Genomic DNA, 26184 nt, shown 5'->3' on the forward strand with positions numbered 1-26184 from the left:
ATCGGGTGGCATGGGGGCTGCGGGACCGTCTGATCAACCGCACACACTCCCCGCCACTCTTAAGGGCGTGGCCGCTGATCGAAGCGGCCGACCTCGTCGGGGACCTGTGGTCGGTCCCCGCCTATCTGCGGATGTGCGCTCCCCGGCTCGGCCCCGAGGACGTGCGGAAGCTGCGGCGCAAGGAGGATCCCCAGGCCTGGACGGTGTCCGACCTGCCGCTGCTGGACGCGGCGCGGCAGCGGCTCGGCGACCCGGAGGCGGCCCGGCGGCAGCGTCGGCACAAGGCCGCCGTCGCCGCCGAACGCCAGCGCATGGCCGACGTCATCGACAACGTGCTCGCGGCCGACGACGACGGCGAAGGCGCGGTGACGATGCTGCGCGAGCAGGACCTGCGGGAGCGCCTGATCGACGAGAGCGCGCTGCCCACCGCCGACCCGGACGTGCTCGCCGGTCCGTTCGCGCACATCGTCGTGGACGAGGCGCAGGAGCTGACCGACGCGGAGTGGCAGATGCTGCTGCTGCGCTGCCCGTCGCGGAGCTTCACCATCGTCGGCGACCGGGCCCAGGCCCGGCACGGGTTCACGGAGTCGTGGCGGGAACGGCTGGAGCGGGCCGGGCTCGACCGGATCACCCTGGCCTCCCTGAGCGTCAACTACCGCACGCCGGAGGAAATCATGGCGGAGGCCGAGCCGGTCATCCGGGCCGCGCTCCCGGACGCCAACGTGCCGACCTCCATCCGTGGCAGCGGCGTCCCCGTCGTCCACGGTTCAGTGGCCGATCTGGGCGCGATCCTCGACACCTGGCTCGCCGCGCACGCCGACGGAACCGCCTGCGTCATCGGCGATCCCACCTTCCGCGCCACGTCCCGGGTCCGGTCGCTGGCCCCGGAGCTGTCGAAGGGGCTCGAATTCGACCTGGTCGTGCTCGTCGACCCGGAGCGGTTCGGCGAGGGCATCGAGGGAGCGGTCGACCGCTACGTGGCGATGACCCGGGCGACGCGCCAACTGGCCATCCTCACCAGCTAGCCGGACATCGGTGGATGGGTGCCCGGAGTGTGTCCGAACGTACGGCGGAACACATCGATGAACGCGCTGGCGGACGACCAGCCGCAGCGGTGGGCCACGGTGGTCACCGGGATGTGCTCGGCGAGCAGCACCAACGCGTGGTACAGGCGCAGTTGGGTGCGCCACTGCGGGAAGGTCATGCCGAGGTCGGCCTTGAAGTGGCGGGAGAGGGTGCGGTCGCTGGCACCGACCTCCCTGCCCAGCGCGGCCAGGGTGCGGTGGTCGGCCGGATCGGCGCGCAGGATCTCGCACACCGCCCTCAGCTGCGGGGCGGTGGGGGTCGGCAGGTGCAGCGGCTGCTGGGGTGAGGCCCGCAGCTGGTCGAGCAATACGGCCCGCAGCCGCCCCCGTTCGGGGCTGTCGTCGTGCGGGGTGCGGGTGTAGGCGAGGATCAGCTCACGGAGGAGGGGGCCGACCGCGAGGACGGTCGGCTCGTCCAGGCCGAGCGGATTGTCGCTCGCGTCCAGCCCGACCAGGTGCAGTGCGAGGTCGCCGTGGGCCTGGTGGGCGTGCACGGTACCGGCCGGTACCCAGATGGCGCGGGTGGCCGGTGCGATCCAGGTGCCGGTGCCGGTCGTCACGGCCAGCACTCCCCGGCCCGCGTAGACGATCTGGTGGTCGTCGTGGCGGTGGGCGTCGATGGCGCCGCCGGGCGGCAGCCACTGGGTGCGGGTCGGCGCCACCGGCTCATGGCGGATTTCCGGCATCACCTGGCAGTTTATCGGAAGTGCGACAGGGCGTCCGGTGAAGACCATGGCGATGTGCCCAGGAACAGAGCAATCATCCTGCTGTCGATCGGCCATGGCTGCGTGGACATCTACCAAGGAGCCGTGGCGTCGCTCGTCCCGTTCTTCGTCGCCGAGCGCGCGTACGGCTACGCCGCGGTCTCGGGCATCGTGCTCGCCGCGTCGCTGCTGTCCTCGGTGGCGCAGCCGGTGTTCGGCGCGCTCACCGACCGCTGGGCGATGCCCTGGCTGCTGCCGGTGAGTACGGTCCTCGGCGGGCTCGGCATCGCCCTGAGCGGGGTGAGTGGTTCGTACGCCTGGACACTGGCGTTCGTGGCGGTGTCCGGTGTCGGCGTCGCCGCGTACCACCCCGAGTCCGCCCGCGTCGCGCGGCGCGTCAGCGCGGGCAGCCACAGCGCGATGGCCTGGTTCTCCCTCGGCGGCAACCTCGGCTTCGCCGCCGCGCCGCTCATGGTCGCCGCCGTCGTCGCCACGGGCGGTCTGCGGCTGTCGCCACTGCTCGTCGTACCGGCGCTGGTCGGCAGTGTGCTGTGCCTGCCGGTCCTGCGCGCCCTGAACACCCCGGTGCGCGGCGGCGCGGGCAGCGCGGTGGCGGCGGGCGCCGATGACATCGCCTCGTTCGTGAAGCTGTCGCTGGCCGTGGTCTGCCGGTCCATCGTCTTCATCGGCCTGAGCACCTTCATCTCGCTGTACGCGCAAGCGCGCCCGGGCGGCAGCACGGCGGCGGGCACCGTGGCGCTGTTCGTCCTCTACCTCGGCGGCGCGGTGGGCTCCGTGCTGGGCGGCCGTCTGGCCGACCGCTGGGACCGGGTCACCGTCGCCCGCTGGTCGTACCTGGTCGCGGTCGCGGCCGTCGCGGGGATCGTGTGGGTACCCGGCCCGGCGCTCTACGCGTTCGTGGCGCTGACCTCCGTCAGCCTGTACGTCCCCTTCTCCCTGCAGGTCACCCTCGGCCAGGACTACCTGCCCACCCGCACCGGAACCGCCAGCGGAATCACCCTCGGACTGACCGTCAGCATCGGCGGCCTGATCACCCCGCTCCTCGGCAGCCTCGCCCACGCGACCTCCCTGCGGACGGCCCTGACCCCACTGATCCTGATGCCCGCCCTCAGCTGGCTGCTGTTCCGCACCCTGCCCGAACCCACCACGCCGAGTGCGCCGTGATTGACGATGATCGTCAGTCTTTCGGACGGAGTCCTCTGGTTGCAGTACGACGGGGCATCATCTACCGGCGCGCCGGGAAGGAATCGCCTTATTCAGTGCAGAACGCCCCAGGGGAGTCGTCGTGCCCGCAGCCGCAAGCGATGCCACCGATGTGCCGGACGGCGGGGATGGCACTCCGCTGCGGCGGGCCATTGGGCCCAAGCTGCTGATTCTCTTCGTCATCGGCGACATCCTCGGGACCGGGATCTACGCCACCACCGGGCAGGTCGCGGGGAAGGTCGGCGGGGCGCTGTGGTTGCCGTTCGTCATCGGGTTCGTGGTGGCCATCCTGACGGCGGCCTCGTATGTCGAGCTGGTGGGGAAGTATCCGCAGGCGGCGGGGGCGGCGCTGTATACGCAGAAGGCGTTCGGGGTGCCGTTCGTGACGTTCATCGTCGCCTTCATGGTCATGTGCTCGGGACTGTCGTCGGCGAGTGCGGCGGCGCGGGCGTTCAGTGGGGACTATCTGGCCGAGTTCACGGACGCGCTCCCGCCCACGCTCGTGGCGATCCTGTTCATCCTGGCACTGGCCGCCCTCAATCTGCGGGGTGTGTCGGAGTCCGTGAAGACCAATGTGGTGCTCACGCTCGTCGAGCTGACCGGACTGCTCGTCATCCTCGTGACGGGGGCCTGGGCGGTGCTGGGCGGGGAGGGGGATCCGTCCCGGCTGGGCGAGTTCCGGGCGGAGGGCACGGGTTACGCGCTGCTCACCAGCGTGCTGGGCGCGACGGCCCTCGGGTTCTTCGCCTTCGTCGGCTTCGAGGACTCCGTCAACATGGCCGAGGAGACCAAGGACCCCCGGCGCACCTTCCCGCGCGCCATCTTCATCGGCGTCGCCGTCACCGGCACCCTCTACGTCCTCGTCGCCCTGGTGTCGTCCCTGCTGGTGGACTACCGGGTGCTGGAAGGGTCGAGCGGGCCCCTGCTGGAGGTGGTGGAGGTCGGCGGGCTGGACTTTCCGCCCAAGCTGTTCGCGCTGATCGCCTTGTTCGCGGTCACCAACTCGGCCCTGATCAACATCATGATGGCGTCCCGCCTCTGCTACGGCATGGCGAACGAACGCATCCTGCCGCGCGCCATGGGCCGCGTGCTCGCCGGGCGCCGCACCCCGGTCATCGGGATCGTGTTCGTCTCCCTCCTCGCCATCGGTCTGGTGTCCACCGGGGAGATCGCCGGGCTCGGCGACACCACGGCATTCCTGCTCCTGTGCGTGTTCGTCATCGTCAACGTCGCCGTGCTCGTACTGCGCCGCGACCACGTCGAGCACCGCCACTTCCGCACCCCCACCCCGCTGCCCGTGCTGGGCGCGATCACGGCCCTGGTGCTGGCCAGCCCGCTGGCCGACCGGCCCGCACACGTGTACATCAGGGCGGGCGTGCTGCTGGCCGTCGGGATCGGGCTGTGGGTGCTCAACAAGCTGGTGATGAAGGCACACGGCGAGGCCTCGGCCCGGGGTCCAGTACGGTCTGGCGAGTGACGAACCAGCGAAAGCCGCGGGGCCCGTACCGCAAGAGCGCGGAGCGACGGGAACAGATCCTCCAGGCCGCCTACGAGGCCATCGACGAGCACGGCGAGCGGGCCTCCCTGCAGGACATCGCCGCCCGGGTCGGGGTGACGCAGCCCGCGCTGACGTACTACTTCCCCACCCGCGACGACCTGCTCCTCGCCGTCCTGGAGCGGCGCGATGTGCTGGGCAAGGCGTTCGCCCGGGACGCCGGAGACGGCGAGACCGTGGCCGAGGGCATGGTGGCGGGCGCCCGCCTCATCACCGACCACCCCGGGCTGGCCAAGCTCTACGTCACGCTGTCGGCGGCGGCCACCGACCCGGAGAGCCCCGTACGCGGCCACTTCGCCGAGCGCTACCGGGGCCTGGTGGACGAGGTCACGCGGGATTTCGAGGAGGGGCAGCGGACCGGTGAGATCCGCGCCGACGAACCGGCCGAACACCTGGCCAGGGCGGTGCTGGCGGTGATGGACGGCCTGCAGACCCAGTGGATGCACGACCCCACGGTGGACATCGCCGCGGTCGCCCAGACGTTCGCCCGGATGCTGGCGCCGCCGCCCGCCGACCACTAAATTTTTGAGTGATAGATTTTTGGCGTCCGACTCCCGGAAAGGGGACGCCGATGTCCGCCCCGCACACCCCCGCCACCCCGCCCGGTCCGCCGCAGGACCTCGGGTTCGACCCCGAGGCCTTACGGGCCCGCTACCGCGCCGAGCGCGAGCGCCGCATCCGCCCCGACGGCAGCGCCCAATACCGTGCCACCGGAGGCGAGTTCGGCTACTACGCCGACGACCCCTACGCCGACCCCGAGTTCACGCGAGAGCCGTTGCACGACCGGGTGGACGCGGTGATCGTCGGTGGCGGATTCGGCGGCCTGCTCGCCGCCGCCCGGCTCCGGCAGGCGGGCGTGGAGTCGATCCGGGTGATCGACAAGGGCGGGGACTTCGGCGGCACCTGGTACTGGAACCGCTACCCGGGCATCCACTGCGACATCGAGTCGTACATCTACATGCCGCTGCTGGAGGAGGTCGGCTACGTCCCGAAGTGGCGCTACGCGCCCGGGGAGGAGATCCGGCAGCACGCGCGGGCCATCGCCCGCCACTTCGGCCTCTACGCCGACGCCTGCTTCCAGACCCAGGTGAGCGAACTGCGCTGGGACGACGCGGAGTCCGAATGGGTGGTCGGCACCGACCGCGGCGACCGCATACGGGCCCGCTATGTGATCACCTCCACCGGGACCCTGAGCCAGGCCAAACTGCCCGGCATCCCCGGCATCGAGAGCTACCGGGGCCACACCTTCCACACCAGCCGCTGGGACTACGACTACACCGGCGGCGACGCGGACGGCGCACTCCACAAGCTCGCGGGCAAGCGCGTCGCGCTCATCGGCACCGGCGCCACCGCCATCCAGGTCGTGCCCCACCTCGCCGCCGACGCCGGACACCTGTACGTCTTCCAGCGCACCCCCTCCTCCGTCGACCTGCGCGACAACCGCCCCACCGACCCCGCGTGGGCCGCATCGCTCCGGCCGGGCTGGCAGCGGCGCCGCATGGAGAACTTCCTGAGGGTCGTCACCGGTGTGCGCACGGATCAGGACCTGGTGGGCGACTCCTGGACCAGCAGCGCCCGGCTCCAGGAGAAGCTGATCCCGACCAACGCGTACGGGGACGTCCCGCCGGAGGACCGGGAGCGGCTGTACGAGATCGCCGACTTCCAGAAGATGAACGAGATCCGCGCCCGCGTGGAGAACGTCATCGAGGACCCGGTCACGGCCGAGAAGCTCAAGCCCTGGTACCGCTACATGTGCAAGCGGCCCACCTTCAGCGACAGCTACCTCCAGGCCTTCAACCGGCCGGACGTCACCCTCGTCGACACGGCGGACACCCACGGCGTGCAGCGGATGACGGAAACCTCCGTCGTGGTCGGCGACACCGCGTACGAGGTGGACTGCGTCATCTTCGCGACCGGCTTCGAGGTAGGGGTGTCCGGGATCCTCTCCGGCCAGCTCCCGGTCTACGGCAGAGGCGGCGTCCCGCTCTTCGAGGCCTGGGCGAACGGCCCCAGGACGCTCCACGGCTTCTCCACCCACGGATTCCCCAACCTCTTCCAGCTGGGCCCGCTGCAGAACGCGTCGTCCGTGAACTTCGTCCACGTCCTCGACGAACAGGCCCAGCACGTGGCCGAGATGGTCGCCGAGGCCCGCAAGCGCGGCGCCCGGTACGTCGAACCGACCGCCGAGGCGCAGGACGCGTGGCTGGACGCCCTCGCGGAGAACGCACCCGACCTGCTCGCGTTCCAGGCGGAGTGCACCCCGGGCTACTACAACAACGAGGGCAGGCCGCAGAAGCGCAACGCGTACGCCGACGGGCCGGTCGCCTTCCACGACCTGCTCCGGCACTGGCGTGCGAACGGCGGCATGGACGACGTACTGGTGGAGGCGGAGGACGCGTGACCACACCACGCCACAACCGGTACGGCGACCGCGTGCGGGTGTCCGCCACCGGCTCGCGCCCGCACGCGCGGCGTCTCAATCCCCCGAGCCCGCTGTGGGGTTCGAACGGCGTCGCCTTCGGCCCGGACGGGCGGCTGTACGTCGCCCAGTACCTCGCCGGGCAGATCAGCGCCGTCGACCCGGCCACCGGGGACGTCGAGGTGATCGTGCCGATGGACGGTCCGGTGCAGTCGCCGGACGACCTCGCCTTCGGCGCGGACGGATCGATGTACATCGCCGACCTCATCCCGGGCCGCGTATGGCGGCGCACCCCGGAGGGCACGTACACCGTGGTCTCGGACGAGGTGAAGGTGGTCAACGGCATCACCTGCGTCGGCGACCGGCTCTTCGTCAACGAGATGCGGACGGACGGACGGCTGCTGGAGCTGTTCCCGGACGGTGGCGAGCCCGTGGTGCTCACCGAAGGGCTCGCCCTCGGCAACGCCATGCAGCTCGGCCCGGACGGCCACCTGTACTACCCGCACATGATGACGGACCAGGTCTGGCGGATCCCGCCGGACGGCGGTGTGCCCGAGGTGGTCGCCGAGAACGTGCACCAGCCGGTCGCGGTCCGCTTCGACCAGGGCGGGGTGCTGCATGTCCTCTCGCGCGGAGTGGAAGGCATCGTCACCCGGATCGACCTGGAAGGATCCGGCTCCCGCACGCTGGTCACCAGCGGCCTGGTGGGGCTGGACAACGCGGCGTTCGACGCGGAGAACCGCATGTTCGTCTCCAGCTACGCCAGCGGCGGCATCACCGAACTGCACCCCGACGGCCGCACCCGCGAGATCGTCCCCCGTGGCCTCGACGGCCCCTACGGTGTGACGGTCGACCTCGGCGGCACGGTGTACGTGGCCGACCACTACCGGCTGGCGAGCCCGGCGCTCACCGACGAGGGCGACCCGGTCGCCGTAGACGTGTCAGGCGTGGCGGGCGGGACGAACGGGGCGGATGGCGAGGGCGGTGTCACCTCGCTCACCCTGATGCCCTTCGTCCACGGTGTGACCACCGCTGGCGGGCTCGTGCACTTCACCTCCCAGTACGGCGACGTCCACACCCACGACCCCGGCCAGCGGACCACCCGGCAGCGGGCGACGGGGCTGAACGAACCGGTCGGCATCGCCGTGGGCCCGGACGGCTCGCTCGTCGTCGCGGAGGCGGGCGCGGGCCGGGTCGTGTGCATCGATGACAGTGGCGAGGACGGCGACACCCTCACCGTCCTCGCCGAAGGGCTCGGCCACCCGGTGGACGTGGCCTTCGACGCCCAGGGGCGGTGCCATGTGAGCGACGACGGCCTCGGTGCCGTCCTCCGGATCGGCGAGGACGGGACGACGGCAGTGGTCGCGGACGGGCTCGGCGCGCCCCAGGGGCTGGCCATCCTCGGCGACACGCTGTTCACGGTCGAGACCGGGCCGCGCAGGCTCACCGCGATCTCGCTGAGCACGGGGGAGCGCCGCACCGAGGCCGAGGACCTGCCGGTCGGACAGCCCCCGGGCACCGCTCCCCGCACCGCGCCCGCGCTCTTCGCCCACGGCATGGTCGGCGCTCCGCGCCCGTTCGCCGGGCTCGCCGCCGCCCCGGACGGCTCCCTGCTCCTCGCGGCCAATGGCGAGGGCACCGTATGGCAGCTGAAAACATGACACAGAGGGAAGGGGCCGTCACATGAGCGGTACGGGTCTTGAGGGGCGCGGTGTCATCGTCACCGGCGCCGCGTCCGGAATCGGCCGGGCCACGGCCCTGAGGTTCGTGCGGGAAGGCGCGAAGGTGCTGGTCGCGGACGTCGACCAGGCGGGCACCGAGGAGACCGTGGCGGAGATCGAGGCCACCGGGGGAGCCGCCGTGGCGGTCGTCGGCGACCTGAGCGACCAGCGGGTGGTGGACGAGGTGGCTGAGCGGGCCGTCGACGCGTTCGGTGGCGTGGACGTCCTGGTGAACAACGCCGGGATCATGGACCGGATGTCCGCGCTCGGCGAGACCGAGGACGCCGAGTGGGAGCGGGTCATCCGGATCAACCTGACGGCGCCGTTCCTGCTGACCCGGGCGGTGCTGCCGCACATGCGGGCCGCCGGGCGCGGGTCGATCGTCTTCACGGCGTCCGAGGCGAGCTTGCGCGGCAGCACGGCGGGCGCCGCCTACACCGCCTCCAAGCACGGCATCGTCGGCCTGGTGAAGAACCTGGCCGTCATGTACCGGGGACAGGGCATCCGCGCCAACGCCATCGCCCCCGGCCCCACCCTGACCGGCATGCGGGTGGACGCCGCCCAGGAGGCCCACGGGCCCGCCCTCGTCAGCCAGCTGAGCGCCGCCATCATGGGCCGGTACGGGTCGTCGGAGGAGCAGGCCGCCGCCATCGTCTTCCTGGCCTCCGACGCCGCGTCCTTCGTCAACGGCGCCGTCCTCCCGGTGGACGACGGCTGGGCCGCCGTGTGACGGAAGGGCGTATGGGGTGAGATTGTCCGGGTCGGGCGGGTGATTGCGTACGCTTTCCCCGTCCGACCTCGCCGACCCGGCCGAGGAGCCGCGGTGGCCTGGGGGACGGGTCCCCGCGGACCAGCGTGATGTCCCGAAGTGGTGGTGGCGATGCCCGGCAGGGTGCGGCGGGACGAGCAGGTCAGCGCGACACGTGAAGCGCTCCTGGACGCGGCGGAGCGGCTGTTCGCCGAACACGGTGTGCACGCGGTCGCCAACCGCCAGATCAGCCTGGCCGCCGGGCAGGGCAACAATGCCGCGGTCAGCTACCACTTCGGCGCCAAGACCGACCTGGTGCGCGCCATCGCCCGCAGGCATGCCGAGAAGATGGATGCCGAGCGGCTGCGCATGATGGCCGACATCGGCGACTCCACCGATCTGCGGGACTGGGTGGCCTGCGCGGTCCGCCCGGTCACCGGACATCTGGAGGCCCTGGGCGCCCCCAGCTGGTACGCCCGGTTCATCGCCCAGGTCACGGCCGACCCGGCACTGCGGGCGATCACGGTCGAGGCGTTCGCGGCCGGGTCGCCGTCGATGCTGAAGCTACGGGAGGGCACGGCGCGCTGTCTGCCCGACCTCCCGGCCGAGGTGCACGCCGAGCGCTCCACCATGACACTTCACCTGATCACGCAGATGTCCGCCGAGCGGGAGCGTGCGCTTGCCGACAACGCGCCGACGTCCAGGGCCAGTTGGCGGGAGACGGCGAACGGTCTGATCGATGTCGTCGTCGCCCTGTGGCAGGCGCCGGTCACGGCGGACACGTAGGCGGTGGCTTGATCGAGGGGGTCTTTCAAGATCGTTTAAGTCGTTCGCTTGACTTGATTAAATCATCGGGTTTACTTATTCGGGTCGACGGATCAACGAAGGAGCATCGGCGATGAAGGTCACGGTGGACGACGAGAAGTGCTGTGCCGCGGGCACCTGCGTCATGATCGCGCCGGAGGTGTTCGACCAGCGAGAGGAGGACGGCATCGTCGTCCTCCTCGACGCGACCCCCTCCGCGGAGCAGCACGAGGCGGTGCGGGAATGCGTGCAGGTGTGCCCGGCGGGCGCGATTCACGTGAGCGAGGACGCGTGAGCGACCCCGCAGATGTCCTGGTCGTCGGAGCCTCGGCGGCCGGGCTCGCCACCGCCGAAGCCCTGCGGCGCAAGGGATTCGAGGGTGCCCTGACCGTGCTGGGCGCCGAGTCGCACCAGCCCTATGACCGGCCGCCGCTGTCCAAGCAGGTCCTTTCCGGCGTCTGGGAGCCGGACCGGGCCACGTTGCGCGGGCCCGAGCAACTGGCCTCGCTGGCCGCCGAGTTCGTCCTCGGTGACCCGGCGGTCAGCCTTGACGCGGAGGCGCGTACCGTCCACACCGCGTCGGGCCGGGTGCTGCGGGCCGACGCGATCGTCGTGGCGACCGGTCTGCGGCCCCGCACGTTCGCCGGGCAGGACGGCGTGGCCGGGGTTCATGTGCTGCGTACGCTCGACGACGCGCTGGCGCTGCGCGCCGGACTGCTGACCGCCACGCGCGTCGTGGTGGTGGGGGACGGGGTGCTCGGCACGGAAATCGCCGCCACCGCACGGACCATGGGCCTGCCGGTCACCCTGACCGGTCCCCAAGCGGCTCCGCTGGAGAGCCAGTTCGGGCCGCTCATCGCGCGGCGGCTCGCCGAACTGCACACCGAGCGCGGCGTCGAACCGCGCCTCGGCGCCGCCGTGACGAGCCTCGCCGAACAGAACGGACACGTCACCGGAGTGCACCTGGCCACCGGCGAGGTGCTGCCCGCCGACCTGGTCGTGGTGGCGTTCGGCTCGACCCCGGCGACGGACTGGCTCGCGGGCAGCGGCCTCAAGGCCGACAACGGAGTGGTGTGCGACTCCTCGTGCCGTGCCGCCGACGGCGTCTACGCGGTCGGGGACGTGGCGCGCTGGCACCACGACGGCCTGGGCACCCTGCTGCGCCTGGAAAACCGCACCAACGCCACCGAGCAGGCGGCCCACGTGGCCGACGCCATCCTCGGCGAGCGGCGGCCCTACACCCCCGTTCCGTACTTCTGGACCGACCAGTTCGACGTCAAGCTCCAGGTGTACGGCGTGCCGTCGGCCGATGCCGAGGTGACCGTCGTGGAGGGGGACATGGCGCAGGGCCGGTTCGTCGCGCGATACCGCCGTAACGGCATCACCACCGGCGTGCTCGGCTGGCGCATGCCCAAGCAGACCCGGCTGCGTCGGCAGGAAGTCGTCGACGCGTTTCAGGCATCCCCCAGCGGAGGCACGTCATGACGAACATCGTGAACGCCGCGAACGCCGAGGCGTCGGAGTTCCCGGAATTCCCCATGCCCAGGGCGCACGGATGCCCCTTCGACCCGCCCCCGGCGTTCCACGCGCTGCGGGAGGAGGGGCCGCTCACCCGGGTCCGGCTGCGGGACGGCAGCACCCCGTGGGTGGTGACCCGGTACGCCGAGCAGCGGACCCTGCTGGCGGACCCGAGGCTCAGCGTCCTCCCCGCCCACCCCGGCTTTCCGCGCCCGGAGCGGGAGTACGCCGACACCGCCACTGCCGCCGACACCGGTGACGGGGACGCCGAAGCGCACGGCCTCAGCTTCATCAACATGGACGACCCCGAGCACGCGCGGCTGCGCCGGATGGTCACCGGGCCGTTCACCATCAAGCGCATGGAGGCCATGCGCCCGGCGGTGCAGAAGATCGTCGACGATCGGATCGACGACCTGCTGGCCGGGCCGAACCCAACCGACCTGGTCGAGGCCTTCACCCTGCCGGTGCCCTCGCTGGTGATCTGCGAACTGCTCGGCGTGCCCTACCAGGACCACGCGTTCTTCCAGGCCAACAGCAAGGCCATCATCACCCGCTCCTCGACGCCCGAGCAGCGCTCCGAAGCACACCGCCGACTGGGCGGCTACCTCGGCGAGCTACTGGACGCCAAGCACGACCAGCCCGGCGAGGACGTGCTGTCCGACCTGGCCGCGAAGGTGAGGGACGGCGCGCTGACCCGCCAGGAAGCGACCTCGATGGCGGTCCTCCTGCTCTTCGCCGGACACGAGACCACCGCCAACATGATCGCCCTGGGCACCCTGGCCCTGCTGGAACACCCGGATCAGCTGGCCCGCCTCCGGGAGAGCGACGACCCGGCGTTCGTCGCGGGCGCGGTCGAGGAACTGCTGCGCTATCTGCACATCCCGCACCTCGGGATGCGCCGGGTCGCCCTGGAGGACATCGAGGTCGCGGGCCGGACCATCCGCGCCGGAGAAGGACTGCTGCTGCTCAACGAGATGGGCAACCGCGACCCCGACGTCTTCCCCGGCGCCGACCGGCTGGACCTCCACCGCGACGCCCGCCGCCACGTCACGTTCAGCTTCGGCGTGCACCAGTGCCTGGGCCAGCCGCTGGCCCGCATGGAACTCCAGGTCGTCTACAGCACCCTCTACAAGCGCATCCCCACCCTCCGGCTGGCCACCGGCCTGGAGCAGATCCCCTTCAAGCACGACTCGTTCGTCTACGGGGTCCACGAACTGCCCGTGGCCTGGTAAGGGATAGCTACGGCAGGGCGTAGACCCGGGCCCAGTCCACTTCGTAGACGGCGCTCTGCAGGTCGTCCCCGTGGAAGTTGTCGAGCTGGATGGTCTGGTGCATGGACGGCGCGCACTGGAGGCAGTCGCGGTCCTCGTTCGCGCCACCGGAGAGGCGGAACCACTCCTCGCCGTCGATGAATCCGCGCAGCTGGTCCGGGGTCCACTCGACGGCGACGTTGTGCCACTGCGACAGGTCCACCCCGCACTTCTGTGCGAACTCCTGCTGCACGGGCACGCCCTCCGGGTGCGGGTAGTGCAGGAACGCCTCGGCGCACTGCTCGCCCGGGGCGCCGTTCTCCAGGTAGTCGTACTCGCCGTCCTCGGGATGCTCGTCCGAGTCCGGCCACAGGATCAGCAGCGGGTGGTACGTACGCCCGTTGTCGGGGGCGGTGGCGCGGGAGCGTACGCGGGCCTCCCAGCGGCCGTACTGGCTGCCGTACGGCGAGGCGAGCCAGCCGGTGTCCCCGTTGGCCTCGCCCGTCATGCGCAGTACGCCGCCGACGGCCCGGGTGTTGGCGTCGCAGCGGCGGCCGTTGCCGCCGTGGCCGGGCCAGCACGCGCCGGGGCCACCGCCCGCCAGCCGCCACTTGTCGCGGTCCGGTACGGCGGGGGCGGCCTCGGAGCCGTAGTCGAACTCGTCCGACCACTCGGGCAGCGGGTCGCCCCAGCCGTACCGCTCGGCGGCGGTCGCGGGTGGGGCGGGGGTGGTGTTCACCGTGGCCGCCATGAGCGTCACCGTGAGTGCCGCCGCGCCCCACCCCACGGCGAGGTGGCGGGCGCGATGTCGTCCGTACATGGGTCTCCTTCGGCCTGGCGCACGGGTGCGGGGACCGGGGCGGCCCGAACCCCTCCCTCGTGGGGTTCGGACCGCGCCGTGGCCCGTCCAAGCCACGTCCCTCGGGTATTCGACCGCCGTACGGGGTTGTTCGGCAGGGCCCCGCCCCGCACCGAACAACCCGGGCGCGCGGACCGGGCGAACGGGTCGGGAAGAGCGTGAAGATGAGGTGAACGTCCCTTGCACCGTCCTCGGGAACACCGGTAGTTCGATTGCGGCCACCCCGGCGACTGCCTACCGTGGGCGCCCGAGTGGCCGCGTTGGGTGATGGCCCGGCGGTGACACGGCGAGCGAGGGGCGGGCGGGCACGTGGCGGGACGACCAGGGCCGGGACGAGCGGAGCCGGGACGGGCGGGGCCGGGCCGGACCGAGGGCGAGCTGGATCCGGAGGCCGGGACGGTGCCGCGGTTCGCCGCCGGGCTGCGCGCGCTGCGCGAGTCCGCGGGGAGGCCCACGTACCGGGCGATGGCGCAGCGGACCCGGTACGGGGTGACCACGCTGTCGCAGGCGGCGGCCGGGAAGCAGCTGCCCACCCGCGCGGTGGCGCTCGCCTATGTGAAGGCGTGCGGCGGCGACCTCATCGAGTGGGAGCGGCGCTGGAGCGAGGCGTCGGCCGAGCTGGCCGCCGAGGCCGCCGCCGACGAGACGGCCCGGCCGCCGTACCGTGGCCTGACCCGGTTCGAACCGGGCGACGCCGAACTCTTCTTCGGCCGCGACCGGCTCGTGGAACGACTGGTCGAGCTGAACCGCAAGCACCGTTTCACCGCCGTTTTCGGCCCCTCCGGCAGCGGCAAGTCCTCGCTGCTCCGCGCGGGCCTGATCCCCCGGTTGCGGACGGCCTCCGACGACGAGGTGCCGCCCGCCGCCGTACGGATCCTCACACCCGGCGCGGACCCGCTGCGCACCCACGCCGACCGGCTGCTGCCCGTACCCGGCACCGACGCCGACACCTGGCTGATCGTGGACCAGTTCGAGGAGCTGTACACCCTCGGCGCCGATCCGGCCGACCGGAACACGTTCATCAACCGCCTCATCGCCGCCACCGCCCCCGACAGCCGGTTGCGTGTCGTCATCGCCGTGCGGGCCGACTTCCTCGGCCGCTGCGCCGAACACCCCGGCCTCACCGCCGCGTTGCAGGACGCCACGCTGCTCGCCGGGCCGATGAGCCGCGCCGAGCTGCGCGAGGCCATCGTCCGCCCGGCCGCCGCCGACGGCCTGATCGTGGAACGCTCCCTGACCGAACGCCTCCTGGACGAGGTCGAGGGCGCCCCGGGCGGACTGCCGATGATGTCGCACGCCCTGCTGGAGACCTGGCGCCACCGCAGCGGCCGCTCCCTGACCGAGACCGCGTACGAGGCGGCGGGCGGGCTGCGCGGCGCCGTCGTCCGCACGGCCGAGCAGGTGTACGGCGAACTCACCGCGCCGCAGGCCGAGGTGGCCCGCCGGATCCTGCTCAGACTCGTCGCACCTGGCGACGGGACTCCGGACACGCGTCGTCCCACCGACCGCTCGGAACTCGACTTCGGCGGCGTGGCGGACACCCGGGTGGTCCTGGAGCGCCTGGTCCGGGCGCGTCTCATCACCTTCGACGACGGCACGGTGGACCTCGCCCACGAAGCCCTCATCACGGCATGGCCCCGGCTGCGTGCGTGGATCGACGCCGAACGCGACCGGCTGCGGGTGCACCGCTCGCTCTCCGAGGCGGCCCGCACCTGGCAGACGCTCGGGCAGGAGAACGCCGCGCTCTACGCCGGTTCCCGGCTGTCCGCCGCCCGCGACGCCTTCAGCCCGGCGGGGGAGAGTGGCGAGGCGCGCCGGGGGGATGAACTCACCCCGCTGGAACGGCAGTTCCTCACCTTCTCGCTCCGGCGCCGCCACCGCGCCGTGCGACTGCGCCGTACGGTGGTGGCCGTACTCGCCGCGCTGGTGCTGCTCGCCACCGGTACCGCCGTCGTCGCCCTCCAGGCGCGCGCCACCGCGCAGGCCGAACGGGACGACGCCGTGTTCGGCCGTCTCACCGCCGAGGCCGACAGCGTCCGCGAGACCGACGCGGGCTTGGCGGCCCGGCTCGATGTCGCCGCGTACCGCATGCGCACCACCCCGGACCTGCGGACCCGGCTGGCCTCGGACGCGGGCCGGGCGCTGGCCACCCGGCTGCCCGGCCACGCCGGTATCGGCAGTTCGGTGGCGTACGCGCCCGATGGCCGCACCCTCGCCAGCGGTGGCCACGACGGCACGGTCCGGCTGTGGGACACGGACCGGGGCAGGCGGCTCGGCGCACCGCTGCGGCTGCGGACGGGCGGGGTCGGCGCGGTGGCCTTCTCTCCTCGGGGCGGCGATCTGCTGGTGGCCACCGGGAAGGACGGTGGCATCCGGCTGTGGGACGTGAGCGACCGCTCGCGGCCCCGCGCCCTCGGACGGCCGCTGGTGAGCCACGACGAGCAGAACGTGGTGTCCGCCGCGTTCGCCCCCGATGGCCGGAAGCTCGCCACCTCGGGCGACGACGGGACCGTACGGCTGTGGGACCTGAGCGACCCGGCCCGCCCCGCGCCACTCGGCGAGCCCGCCGAGGCGGACGGGTCCGAGCAGGGCAGTGTCCGCGCCGTCGCGTTCGCCCCGGACGGGGACACCCTGGCCACCGGCGGCTACGACGGGACCGTACGGATGTGGCGGACCGGCGGGGACGACGGGCTCGCCCCGCTCGGCAAGCCGCTGCGCGAACACACCTCGTCCGTCTGGACGGTGGCCTTCTCCCCGGACGGCCGGACGCTGGCCACCGGCGGTTTCGACGAGACCGTACGGCTGTGGGACGCGTCCGACCCGGGCCGTGTCGAGCCACTGGGCGAACCGCTCACCGCGCACACCGCGCCCGTCATGTCGGTGGCCTTCAGCCCCGATGGCGAGACCCTGGCGACGGCGGGCGAGGACGATGCGCCCCTGCTGTGGAACGTGGCCAACCCCGGCTGGCCGGAGCAGCTCGGGGAGCCGCTGACCGGCCACACCGAGGCCGTGTGGGAGGTGGCCTTCAGCCGCGACGGCCGCACCCTGGCCAGCACCGGAGCCGATGGCAGTGTCCGCCTCTGGCACCGGCCACCGACCGTCCTCACCGACTTCACCAACCCGCTGACCGCCGCCGCCTACAGCCCCGATGGCCGCCTGCTCGCCGTCGCCAGCACCGATGACGGGCTGATCCGCCTGTGGGACGTACGACGACCGGACCGCCCGCGCCGGATCGCCCGGACGCTCGGCCACGAGGGCGCGGTCGCGGCGGTGGCGTTCTCGCCGGACGGCCGTACGGTGGCCAGTGGCTCCGAGGACGGCACCGTACGGCTGTGGGACGTGTCCGCGCCCGAACGTCCCGTCCCGCTCGGCGAGCCGCTGGACGCGCACGACGGCGGTGTCCCCGCTGTCGTGTTCGCCCCGGATGGCCGCAGGCTGGCCACCGGCGGAGGCGACGGCACGGTGCGGCTGTGGGACGTACGGCGGCCGGGCCGCGTACGGCCGCTCGGCGCACCGCCGGGCGGCCACACGGACGCCGTCACCTCCGTGGCCTTCGCGCGGGGCGGCCGCACCCTGGCCACCGCCAGCGAGGACGGCACGGCGCGGCTGTGGCACGTGGGCGCCGGGGAGCGGCCACGGCCCGCTGGTGCCGCGCTCACCGGGCACGACCAGCAGGTCAACGCGGTGGCGTTCGCCCCGGACGGGAAGACCCTGGCGACGGGCGGCGACGATCGCACGGTGCGGTTGTGGGACGTGGCACGGCCGGACCACGTACCTCAGCTGGGGAGGGAGCTGGCCGGACACCGGGGGCCGGTCAGGTCCGTGGCGTTCGCCCCGGACGGGAAGACCCTGGCGACCGGCGGCGGCGACCACATGGTGCGGCTGTGGAACGTGGCCAACCCGGCCCATGCCGAGATGGCCGGGCGGGAACTCACCGGCCATCTCGACACCGTCACCTCCGTGGCGTTCAGCCCGAAGGGCGACGCCCTCACCTCCGTCGGCTACGACCTGACGGCCCGGGTGTGGCCCCTGGACGCGGACCGCGCGGCGGGCTCCGTCTGCGACCGCACCGGCGGTGTCCTCACCCGCGCCACCTGGGAGGAGCACCTGCCGCGACTCGGCTACCGGAAGGTGTGCGAGGGGCGCTGAAAGGGCGCCCGCTAGGGGATGGTGAACTTCAGCACGGCGCCGTCCTTGTTCTGCGCGACGACCGTCGCCTTCAGCGTGTCGCCGAACTTGGCGACGCCGCCCTGGCCGCCGAGGTTCATGATGGTGCTCGCCGTCTGGAAGGTGACGGAGTTGTCCCCGGCGGTGACATGCACGCTCATCCCGTTCGCCGTGATGTCCGCCGAGGAGGTGACCAGAACCTCGCACCTGCCGTCGGAACAGGCGGCGGTGTTCGTGCCGTCCGCCGCCTTGGGCAGCGGGCCGGTGGGCGTGGGGTCCGGGGAGGGCGAGGCCGACTTCTCGGCGGGCTTCCAGCCGGGGGCGCACTGCTCGGCGCGCCCGTGCGCGGCCGCGAGCCGCGCGTCCTTCTTCGCCAGCGCGGCCAGGTCCGGCTGGGGCGAGGTGAGGGACTGGACGAGCTTGTCGATGTCCGTCGCATCGCCCGCGGCGACGTCGAGGTCCGCCGGGGACATCTCGTCGAGTCGCGGCACGACGCGCTTCAGCTTCGTCTGCCAGGCGTCGAGCAGCCGGTCGGCCAGGGGGACACCGGAGGGGCCGAGGCCCTTCAGGCTCTGGTCCACGTCGTCCACCGTCATCTGGGTGTCGATGAGGTACCCGGTGGCGCGGGCGTCGGCGAACAGCTCCTCGTCCGGATTCCGGATCTCCTTGAGATCCGTCGTGCTGTCCGTCCGCAGTTCCTTGATCGCACGCGTCGACTCACACAGGCCGCCGACCCACTTCACCAGTTCCCTGGACGGCGGACGGGGCGGCGTCGGCTTGGCCGACCTCTTGTCCGCCGCCGCCTTCTCCGGCGCGTCGGCCTTCCCGTCCGTCCCGCCGCCGCAGCCGCCGAGGGCCAGTACCAGTCCTGCCGCCACGACGGCGGCGCTCCCCCTCGTGAACATCCAACGACCTCTCTCCGTGCCAGTGATCACGTTGCTGTGATGCGGTTGTCGCGGGCCGGATTGGGGCGCCGCAGGCCCAGTTCAACGCGGTCCGCGATTGTTCGGTCACCCTCTTCCGGCCGTGAACAACTCCGGCTTTCCCGGTAGGCGGTACGCGGCCGTCGATCGCCGTGGCCGAGGCGTCTAACCTCGGCGCCAGGCGGCCGAACGGGCGGCCGGAACACCGAGAGAACACTGAGGGAAAGGGGACCACTGGTGGACTTCGCACAGCTCGTCGCGCTGCGCAGGGAACTGCACCGGAACGCGGAGCCCGCGTTCGTGGAGATCGGCACGGCGGCCCGAATCGAACAAGCCATCGAGGGGCTGCCGATACGTGTCCTCACGGGGAAGGCCGCCCAGGATCTCTCCCGCGTCGTCAACTTCCCGTCCCCGGAGACCCTGGACGAATGGGCCGCCCGCGCGGTCGATTCGGGTGCACCGGAGGAGCGGGTCCGGTACTTCCGGGAGAACGGCACCGCGCTGGTCGCCGACATCGAGGGCACCCGCCCCGGGCCGCGCTGGGGGCTGCGCGTGGACATCGACGCACTGCCGATGCGCGAATCGGCCGATGCCGCCCACTTCCCGGTGGCGAACGGGTTCGCCGCGACCAACGGCGCCATGCACGCGTGCGGCCACGACGCCCACGCCACCATCGGTGTCGGCCTGCTGCACCGGCTGGCGGACCGCGACTTCGCGGGCTCCCTGCGGATCCTGTTCCAGCCCGCCGAGGAGGGCGTCCGGGGCGCGCAGACGATGATCGACGCCGGGGTGGCCGACGAGATCGACCACATGCTCGCCCTGCACATGGCCGGGGACATGGCCGTGGGCGGAGTCGTCGGGAGCTTCACCGGCGGCCTGGCGACCCGCAAGCTGAAGGTCGACTTCGAGGGCAAGGCCTCGCACGCGGCCGGTGCGCCGGAACAGGGCCGCAACGCGCTGCTCGCGGCCGCCACGGCCGCGCTGGGCATCATGGGCGTCCCGCGCTTCAACTCCGTGGACACCCGGCTCAACGTCGGCACGCTCGTCGCCGGGGACGGGGTGAACATCGTGCCCTCCTCCGCCGCCATGACCTGCGAGGTCCGGGCGACCGACGACGAGGTGGTCGATGAGCTGGTCGAGCGCGTCCGCTCGATCGTGGAGGGGGCGGGCCTGGCGCAGGGGGTCCGGACGAGCGTCGCGGTGATGGGCCAGTCCGCCACCGTCACACCGGACGACGAGATGATCGACCGCATCGTGGCGGTGGCCACCGCCCATGACGAGTCCACCGAGGTCATCCGGACCCGGGCGTTCGCGGGCAGCGACGACGCCAACCTGCTCATCCGGCATGTCCAGCGGCGCGGGGGCAAGGGCGCCTATCTGATGGTCGGCGCGGGCAGTCCGGGGCCGCACCACAGCGAGACGTTCGACATCGCGGAGGAAGCGATCCCGACCGCGATCGACATCCTCGCCTCGCTGATCCGGGGGTAGCCGACAGCCGGAGGCGGGGCTGTGGGAGCGCTTCCATGGCGGTCGTGTTCATGCCACGATGCTGCCGCGCCCGCGGCGGTCCTGCGCGGGAACGATCCGTAACCGCGATCAGGAAGGGATGAGGACGTGTCCCCATCGACCCGCACCACCCCGCGAAGCCCACGGCGTTCGGTGCTCGTCACCCTCGCCGGAGCGCTGGCCTCGTTACTCGCGGTCATGCTGCTGGGCGCGCCCACGGCCTCGGCCCGTACGGCCGCCACCGAGGCCCCCGGCGCGGCCAAGGCCCCCACCGCGGCACTGACCGAGATCAAGAACTTCGGCACCAACCCCAGCAATCTCCAGATGTACCTGTACGTCCCGGACAACGTCGCCCCCAACCCGGCCGTGGTGGTGGTCGTGCACTACTGCACGGGATCCGGGCCCGCGATGTACTCCGGCACCGAGTTCGCCTCGCTGGCCGACCGGTACGGCTTCATCGCCGTGTACCCGTCCGTCACCCGCAGCAGCAAATGCTTCGACGTGTCCTCACCGCAGGCGCTGCGCCGTGGCGGGGGAAGCGACCCGGTGGGCATCAAGTCCATGGTCGACTGGGTGACCCGTACCTACTCGGCCGACACCAGCAGGGTCTTCGCCACCGGCACCTCCTCCGGCGCGATGATGACCAATGTGCTGCTGGGGGACTACCCCGATGTGTTCGCGGCGGGCTCCGCGTTCGCCGGTGTGCCGTTCGCCTGCTTCGCCACCACCAACGGGTCGGAGTGGAACAGCGAGTGCGCCAACGGCACCATCACCCGCACCCCGCAGCAGTGGGGCGATCTGGTCCGGGGCGCCTACCCGGGGTACAGCGGGCCCCGGCCGCGTATGCAGCTCTGGCACGGCACGCAGGACGACATCCTGCGCTACCCCAACTTCGGGGAGGAGATCAAACAGTGGACGAACGTCCACGGCGTGAGCCAGACCCCGGCCCGCACCGACTCGCCCCAGTCCGGCTGGACCCGCACCCGCTACGGTTCCACCGGTGACCGGGCCGCCGTCGAGGCCATCAGCCTGCAGGGCGTCGGCCACAACCTGGTCACCAGCGGAATGGCCGCCCGTGTGATCACGTTCTTCGGCCTGGACGGCAACGGCCCCGCGCCCCAGCCCCAGCCGGGCGCCTGCCGGGTGTCGGCCACCACCAGCGCCTGGAGCACCGGCCTGACCGCGTCCCTGACCGTCACCAACTCGGGCACGACCACGCTGAGCGGCTGGCAGCTGGGCTTCACCCTGCCCTCCGGCCAGACCATCACGGGCGGCTGGGGCGCCACGTACAGCCCGTCGAGCGGAGCCGTGACCGCCACCAACGCCGCCTACAACGGCACACTCGCCCCGGGCGCGAACGTCACCATCGGCTATCAGGCCAACCACACGGGTACGACCAGCGCTCCGGGTGCCTTCACGCTCAACGGAAAGACCTGTACCTGACGTCCTCGGGGCGGACGAGTACGCCGTGGCGCACCCTCACCACCTACGCTGTCGCAGCGAACTGCACGCGCGGCTCGTCCACGATGCGGCGAGCCGCATGGCGACGAGGAGCGCGGGATGACCCTGACCGACGTACAGCGCGAGGACGCCGGACGGCTGCTGCGGGACGCCGAGCGGCACGTGGCGCCGATCGACCCGCTGGCGGAACTGATGCCCGGACTGGACGTGGCCGACGCGTACGCCGTCCAGCGGGACAACATCGCGCGGCGGCTGGCCGCCGGTGCCACGGTCGTCGGCCACAAGGTCGGTCTTACCGCGGTGGCGATGCAGCAGCTCCTCGGCGTGGACGAGCCGGACTTCGGCCATCTGCTGGACGATATGGTTCACCCCGATGGCGGTGCCGTGCGCGCGGCGCGCTACTGCGCCCCGCGCATCGAACCGGAGATCTGCTTCCGCCTCGCCGAGCCGCTGAGTGGACCGGGTGTCACCGTCGAGGACGTCCTGGACGCCACCGAGGCGGTCGCTCCGGCCCTGGAGATCGTCGACAGCCGGATCCGCGACTGGAAGATCACCCTGGCCGATACGGTGGCCGACAACGCGAGCGCCGCCGGGCTGGTGTGCGGCGCCTGGACGCCGTTGGCCGAGGCGCCCGACCTGGCCGCCGTCTCGGTCGACCTGGTGGTCGACGGCGAGCGGGTCGCCTCGGGCAGTGGCCGCGAGGTGCTGGGCCATCCCGCCGCCGCGGTCGCCTGGCTGGCCAACACTCTCGCCGGTTTCGACACCGCGCTGGAGCCGGGGCACGTGGTGCTGCCCGGCACCATGACCACCGCCCCGTTCGTCAGCCCCGGCCAGCGGATCGAGGCACGCTTCAGCGGCCTGGGGCCGGTGTCGGTGACGTTTACCTGAGGCCACCAGGGCCCTCCCCGGCCTCCCCGCCCAGGGGTGCGGTGGGTGCGGGCCGCAGGCCCCGGGCTGACCGGGGCCTGCGTGCGGCTCAGATTCCGAACTCCGTGGGCGAGATCCCGAGGGTGGCGCAGGCCTCGCGGATGGCCTGCTGCTCGGACGGCTCGATGTAACCGTCGGCCCCGGCGATGACGATGCCGGTCTGGATGACCGCGCGGGCCTCCGTCGGCTTCTTGGCCGCCTTGGCGATCTCCTGCATCACCTGGGTCTTGCCCAGCTGGAAGTTGGCCATGAGCTGGTCCAGGTTCTTGTTGAACCGCTGGCGGAGCTGGTCCGCCGGGAAGTTCTGCAGGACGTCGTTGGTGGTGATCAGCTCCTCGACGCGCTGCCGCTCCGCGGGCTCGACATGCCCGTCCGCCGCGGCCACCAGCGCGCACATCGCCATCGTGGCATCGCGGTAGGCGCCGCTCTTCAGCTCGGTCTTGACCGACGCGAGCTGGGACTTGAGGAGCCCGACCAACTGGGCCTTGGAGCCGCCGGACGACGAGCCGGAGGACGAGCCGGACCCGTGGCCGCCGTGCTGCCCCTGCCCGAAGGAGCCGTGCCCCTGCCCGTGCCCGGCCCCTCCCCGGGAGCCCTGGGACTGCTGGAGGTTCTTGGCCTGGTCCTTGAGCCGGTCCCACATTGCCATCGGTGCCACCTCGGCTTCTGTTGCTGCTTGTCCGGTTCTGCTCGTTTGTCGCGCTGCTTCGCGGTCTGCCTCAGGTGAACGCTCCTGACGGCGACCGGGTTCCCGAACAGCAAAGCAGACGTAAAGCCCGCGCGTCAGCCCCGGGTGATCCGCGCCGTGACCGGGAGGTGGTCGCTGCCGGTGGCGGGCAGGGTGCGGATGTGGCCCACGGTCGCCGAGCGGGCCATGACCTGATCGATCCGGGCCAGCGGGAAGGCGGCCGGAAAGCTGAACGCGAAGCCCCGCTCCGCCACGTTCAGCCGTGAGGTCAGAGGGGACAGCCCGCGGTCGTCGACCGTACTGTTCAGATCACCCAGAAGAAGCACGCTCTTCACCCGCTCGGCGGCGACCGCCCTGCCCAGCAGACCGGCGCTCTCATCACGCCACGCGGACCCGAGCCCGCCCGCCCCGACCCGTACCGAGGGCAGATGCGCGACGTACGCCGCCATCCGGCCGCGCGGCGTGTGGACCACGGCCCGCAGCCCGCGACTCCAGTCCTCGGTGATGGCCCGGGGCTTGATGTCCAGCTGACGGGCGCCGCTCAGCCGATGCTTGGACCAGAGCCCGACCGTGCCGTGGACCGTGTGATAGGGGTACTCCCGGGCGAGGGTCTTCTCGTAGACCGGCAGCGCCCGCGGAACCAGTTCCTCCAGCGCGATGAGATCGGGCCCGGCGTCGGCCAGGGCACGGGCCGTGCCCTCGGGATCGGTGTTCTCGTCGCTCACGTTGTGCTGCACCACGACCAGATCACGCACCGCGGGCTCCGCACCGGGCAGGAACAGCGGACCGAAGACGTACGCCCAGACCGCCGCCGGAAGCAGCAGCGCCACCAGCGCCGTGGCCGAGCGGCGCAGCAGCGCCAGGCCGAGCAGCACCACGACCGCCAGCCCGAGCCAGGGCAGGAACGACTCCAGCAGACTGCCCAGCCGCAGCCCGGCGTTGGGCACGATCCCCGGAAACGCCAGCAGCGCGGCCGTCAGCACCGCGAGCGCGGCGAGCACCCGCCCCCGCCGCCAGCCCCACCGGCGCCTCGCGCCGTCGCCGCTCTCCGCCCGCTCCACCATGTCTTTCCTCTCTCCTCGGTCAGCGTGACGCCTCGTCTCCTTGGCCTCACCCGCCTAGACGAGCGGGCAGGTGGATCAGGTTCTGTCGCTGCGGAGCCGCTTTGGCGGCGGTCACGTTAGGGGCGATCAGGGGTTGGGACCCCTTATCACCCTGCGTAGCGTTCCCGGCAAGCGCGCGTCGCAGTGTCGGGCGCCTTTTCGACCCGGGGTGGCTGTGGTGGGCAACCAGGAGAAGCTTCTCGACTACCTCAAGCGCGCGACCACGGACCTGCGCGCTGCCCGCAAACGCATCGCGGAGATGGAACACCGCGACCGGGAGCCGATCGCCATCGTCGCGATGGCGTGCCGCTATCCGGGCGGGGTGGATTCGCCCGAGGGGCTGTGGCGGCTGGTCGACGGTGGTGTGGACGCGATCTCGGAGTTTCCGGCCGACCGTGGCTGGGGTGTCGAGGACATCTACGACCCCGAGCCCGGCAAACCCGGCAAGACTGCCGCACGCGAGGGCGGATTCCTCCATGACGCGGGCGAGTTCGACGCCCAGCTCTTCGGGATCAGCCCGCGCGAGGCCACCGAAACCGACCCCCAGCAGCGATTACTGCTGGAAGTGTCATGGGAGGTGCTGGAGCGGGCCGGGATCGACCCGCTGTCGCTGAAGGGCACTCCCACGGGCGTGTTCGCCGGGGTCATGTACCACGACTACGCGCGCGGCAGTAACGGCGGCAGCATCGTCTCGGGCCGGGTCGCCTACACCCTGGGCCTCGAAGGCCCCGCGGTGACCGTGGACACGGCGTGCTCATCGTCGCTGGTCGCGCTGCACATGGCGATGCGGTCGCTGCGGTCCGGGGAGTGCGGGCTCGCGCTCGCGGGCGGGGTGACGGTGATGTCCACGCCCGAGATGTTCATCTACTTCAGCGAACAGCGTGGCCTGGCGATCGACGGCCGTTGCAAGTCGTTCGGCGCGGGCGCCCATGGCGTCGGCTGCTCCGAGGGCGCCGGAGTCCTCCTGCTGGAACGTCTGTCGGACGCGCGGCGCCATGGCCACCCGGTGCTCGCGGTGATCCGGGGCAGCGCCCTGAACCAGGACGGCGCCAGCAACGGCATGTCGGCCCCGAACGGGCCCTCTCAGCGGCGCGTCATCCGGCAGGCGTTGGCGAACGCGGGCCTGTCGGCCGCCGATGTGGACGCGGTGGAGGCGCATGGCACGGGTACGACGCTGGGCGATCCGATCGAGGCGCAGGCGCTGCTGGCGACGTACGGCCAGGACCGCGCTGAGCCGTTGTGGCTGGGGTCGATCAAGTCCAACATGGGCCACACCCAGGCCGCTTCGGGCGTGGCCGGGATCATCAAAGTGGTGCAGTCGCTGCGGCACGGTGTGTTGCCGAAGACGCTGCATGTGGACGTGCCGACGCCGCAGGTGGACTGGGCGGCGGGCAACGTCCGGCTGCTGACCGAGGCGCGGGCGTGGCCGCGCGGCGAGCGCCCGCGCCGCGCGGGTGTCTCCTCGTTCGGCATGAGCGGGACGAACGCCCATGTGATCGTCGAAGAGGCGCCACCGGCCGAC

20 protein-coding genes and 1 pseudogene are annotated in these 26184 nt (G+C 72.1%); 16 read left to right on the forward strand and 5 right to left on the reverse strand.

What is annotated here, in order from left to right; translation table 11 throughout:
• Nucleotides 1–62 precede the first annotated feature (62 nt).
• Nucleotides 63–1025, forward strand: a pseudogene (locus ACFV9T_RS07595) (AAA family ATPase); the annotation flags it as partial.
• Here the strand turns inward: ACFV9T_RS07595 and ACFV9T_RS07600 are convergent.
• Nucleotides 1022–1771, reverse strand: coding sequence for an AraC family transcriptional regulator (locus tag ACFV9T_RS07600; RefSeq protein ID WP_385437392.1), 750 nt, complete (start codon nucleotides 1769–1771; stop codon nucleotides 1022–1024). The pseudogene ACFV9T_RS07595 and the gene ACFV9T_RS07600 sit on opposite strands and share 4 nt — an antisense overlap.
• A 54-nt stretch (nucleotides 1772–1825) precedes the next feature.
• Here ACFV9T_RS07600 and ACFV9T_RS07605 point away from each other — a divergent pair, with 54 nt between their 5' ends.
• From ACFV9T_RS07605 to ACFV9T_RS07650, 10 genes are all read left to right on the forward strand, one after another.
• A complete protein-coding gene (locus ACFV9T_RS07605; protein WP_385437393.1) occupies nucleotides 1826–2974 on the forward strand; it encodes an MFS transporter in 1149 nt (382 codons plus the stop codon).
• Between the two features lie 121 nt (nucleotides 2975–3095).
• On the forward strand, nucleotides 3096–4490 hold the full coding sequence (locus tag ACFV9T_RS07610) for an APC family permease (protein WP_385437394.1): 1395 nt from the start codon (nucleotides 3096–3098) through the stop codon (nucleotides 4488–4490).
• Nucleotides 4487–5089: a TetR/AcrR family transcriptional regulator gene (locus tag ACFV9T_RS07615; protein WP_385437396.1), complete on the forward strand. Its 603-nt coding sequence runs from the start codon at nucleotides 4487–4489 to the stop codon at nucleotides 5087–5089. The genes ACFV9T_RS07610 and ACFV9T_RS07615 overlap by 4 nt, the downstream gene beginning before the upstream one ends.
• Before the next feature lie 50 nt (nucleotides 5090–5139).
• The gene (locus ACFV9T_RS07620; protein ID WP_385437397.1) at nucleotides 5140–6969 is read left to right on the forward strand and encodes a flavin-containing monooxygenase; all 1830 of its coding nucleotides are present in this window, start codon (nucleotides 5140–5142) and stop codon (nucleotides 6967–6969) included.
• Entirely contained in the window at nucleotides 6966–8648 is a 1683-nt protein-coding gene (locus ACFV9T_RS07625; RefSeq protein ID WP_385437398.1) for a hypothetical protein, read from the forward strand. Before ACFV9T_RS07620 ends, ACFV9T_RS07625 begins: the two co-directional genes overlap by 4 nt.
• Before the next feature lie 22 nt (nucleotides 8649–8670).
• Complete coding sequence (locus tag ACFV9T_RS07630) at nucleotides 8671–9438, forward strand: SDR family NAD(P)-dependent oxidoreductase (protein WP_385437399.1); 768 nt, start codon at nucleotides 8671–8673, stop codon at nucleotides 9436–9438.
• 150 nt (nucleotides 9439–9588) lie between these two features.
• Nucleotides 9589–10242, forward strand: coding sequence for a TetR family transcriptional regulator (locus ACFV9T_RS07635; protein WP_385437400.1), 654 nt, complete (start codon nucleotides 9589–9591; stop codon nucleotides 10240–10242).
• A 112-nt stretch (nucleotides 10243–10354) separates the two neighbouring features.
• Complete coding sequence (locus tag ACFV9T_RS07640) at nucleotides 10355–10555, forward strand: ferredoxin (RefSeq protein ID WP_385437402.1); 201 nt, start codon at nucleotides 10355–10357, stop codon at nucleotides 10553–10555.
• Entirely contained in the window at nucleotides 10552–11745 is a 1194-nt protein-coding gene (locus ACFV9T_RS07645) for an NAD(P)/FAD-dependent oxidoreductase (protein WP_385437403.1), read from the forward strand. Before ACFV9T_RS07640 ends, ACFV9T_RS07645 begins: the two co-directional genes overlap by 4 nt.
• Nucleotides 11742–13010, forward strand: coding sequence for a cytochrome P450 (locus tag ACFV9T_RS07650; protein WP_385437404.1), 1269 nt, complete (start codon nucleotides 11742–11744; stop codon nucleotides 13008–13010). The genes ACFV9T_RS07645 and ACFV9T_RS07650 overlap by 4 nt, the downstream gene beginning before the upstream one ends.
• Before the next feature lie 7 nt (nucleotides 13011–13017).
• On the opposite strand, the gene ACFV9T_RS07655 is transcribed toward ACFV9T_RS07650, so the two are convergent.
• A complete protein-coding gene (locus tag ACFV9T_RS07655; protein WP_385437405.1) occupies nucleotides 13018–13848 on the reverse strand; it encodes a glycoside hydrolase family 16 protein in 831 nt (276 codons plus the stop codon).
• A gap of 348 nt (nucleotides 13849–14196) precedes the next feature.
• Between ACFV9T_RS07655 and ACFV9T_RS07660 the strand changes: the two genes are divergently transcribed.
• Nucleotides 14197–18036 carry a WD40 repeat domain-containing protein gene (locus ACFV9T_RS07660; protein ID WP_385437406.1) on the forward strand — a complete coding sequence of 1280 codons (3840 nt, stop codon included), beginning with the start codon at nucleotides 14197–14199 and terminating at the stop codon, nucleotides 18034–18036.
• 11 nt (nucleotides 18037–18047) lie between these two features.
• On the opposite strand, the gene ACFV9T_RS07665 is transcribed toward ACFV9T_RS07660, so the two are convergent.
• Complete coding sequence (locus ACFV9T_RS07665) at nucleotides 18048–18932, reverse strand: hypothetical protein (protein WP_385437408.1); 885 nt, start codon at nucleotides 18930–18932, stop codon at nucleotides 18048–18050.
• A gap of 282 nt (nucleotides 18933–19214) precedes the next feature.
• Between ACFV9T_RS07665 and ACFV9T_RS07670 the strand changes: the two genes are divergently transcribed.
• The 3 genes from ACFV9T_RS07670 to ACFV9T_RS07680 all read left to right on the forward strand — a co-directional run bounded on the left by ACFV9T_RS07670 (nucleotide 19215) and on the right by ACFV9T_RS07680 (nucleotide 22832).
• Nucleotides 19215–20465: an amidohydrolase gene (locus ACFV9T_RS07670; protein ID WP_385437409.1), complete on the forward strand. Its 1251-nt coding sequence runs from the start codon at nucleotides 19215–19217 to the stop codon at nucleotides 20463–20465.
• A 216-nt stretch (nucleotides 20466–20681) separates the two neighbouring features.
• Nucleotides 20682–21926 carry a PHB depolymerase family esterase gene (locus ACFV9T_RS07675; protein ID WP_385437424.1) on the forward strand — a complete coding sequence of 415 codons (1245 nt, stop codon included), beginning with the start codon at nucleotides 20682–20684 and terminating at the stop codon, nucleotides 21924–21926.
• A 117-nt stretch (nucleotides 21927–22043) separates the two neighbouring features.
• Nucleotides 22044–22832: a 2-keto-4-pentenoate hydratase gene (locus tag ACFV9T_RS07680; protein ID WP_385437411.1), complete on the forward strand. Its 789-nt coding sequence runs from the start codon at nucleotides 22044–22046 to the stop codon at nucleotides 22830–22832.
• A gap of 88 nt (nucleotides 22833–22920) precedes the next feature.
• Here the strand turns inward: ACFV9T_RS07680 and ACFV9T_RS07685 are convergent, their stop codons facing one another.
• Entirely contained in the window at nucleotides 22921–23520 is a 600-nt protein-coding gene (locus tag ACFV9T_RS07685; RefSeq protein WP_385437412.1) for a tellurite resistance TerB family protein, read from the reverse strand.
• Between the two features lie 134 nt (nucleotides 23521–23654).
• A complete protein-coding gene (locus tag ACFV9T_RS07690) occupies nucleotides 23655–24623 on the reverse strand; it encodes an endonuclease/exonuclease/phosphatase family protein (RefSeq protein WP_385437414.1) in 969 nt (322 codons plus the stop codon).
• Nucleotides 24624–24840: 217 nt separating this feature from the next.
• On the opposite strand from ACFV9T_RS07690, the gene ACFV9T_RS07695 reads away from it, so the two are divergent.
• The coding region (locus ACFV9T_RS07695) for a type I polyketide synthase (RefSeq protein ID WP_385437416.1) at nucleotides 24841–26184 on the forward strand (1344 nt) is incomplete at its 3' end.

This window comes from Streptomyces sp. NPDC059850 (assembly GCF_042731515.1).
Taxonomy (GTDB): domain Bacteria; phylum Actinomycetota; class Actinomycetes; order Streptomycetales; family Streptomycetaceae; genus Streptomyces.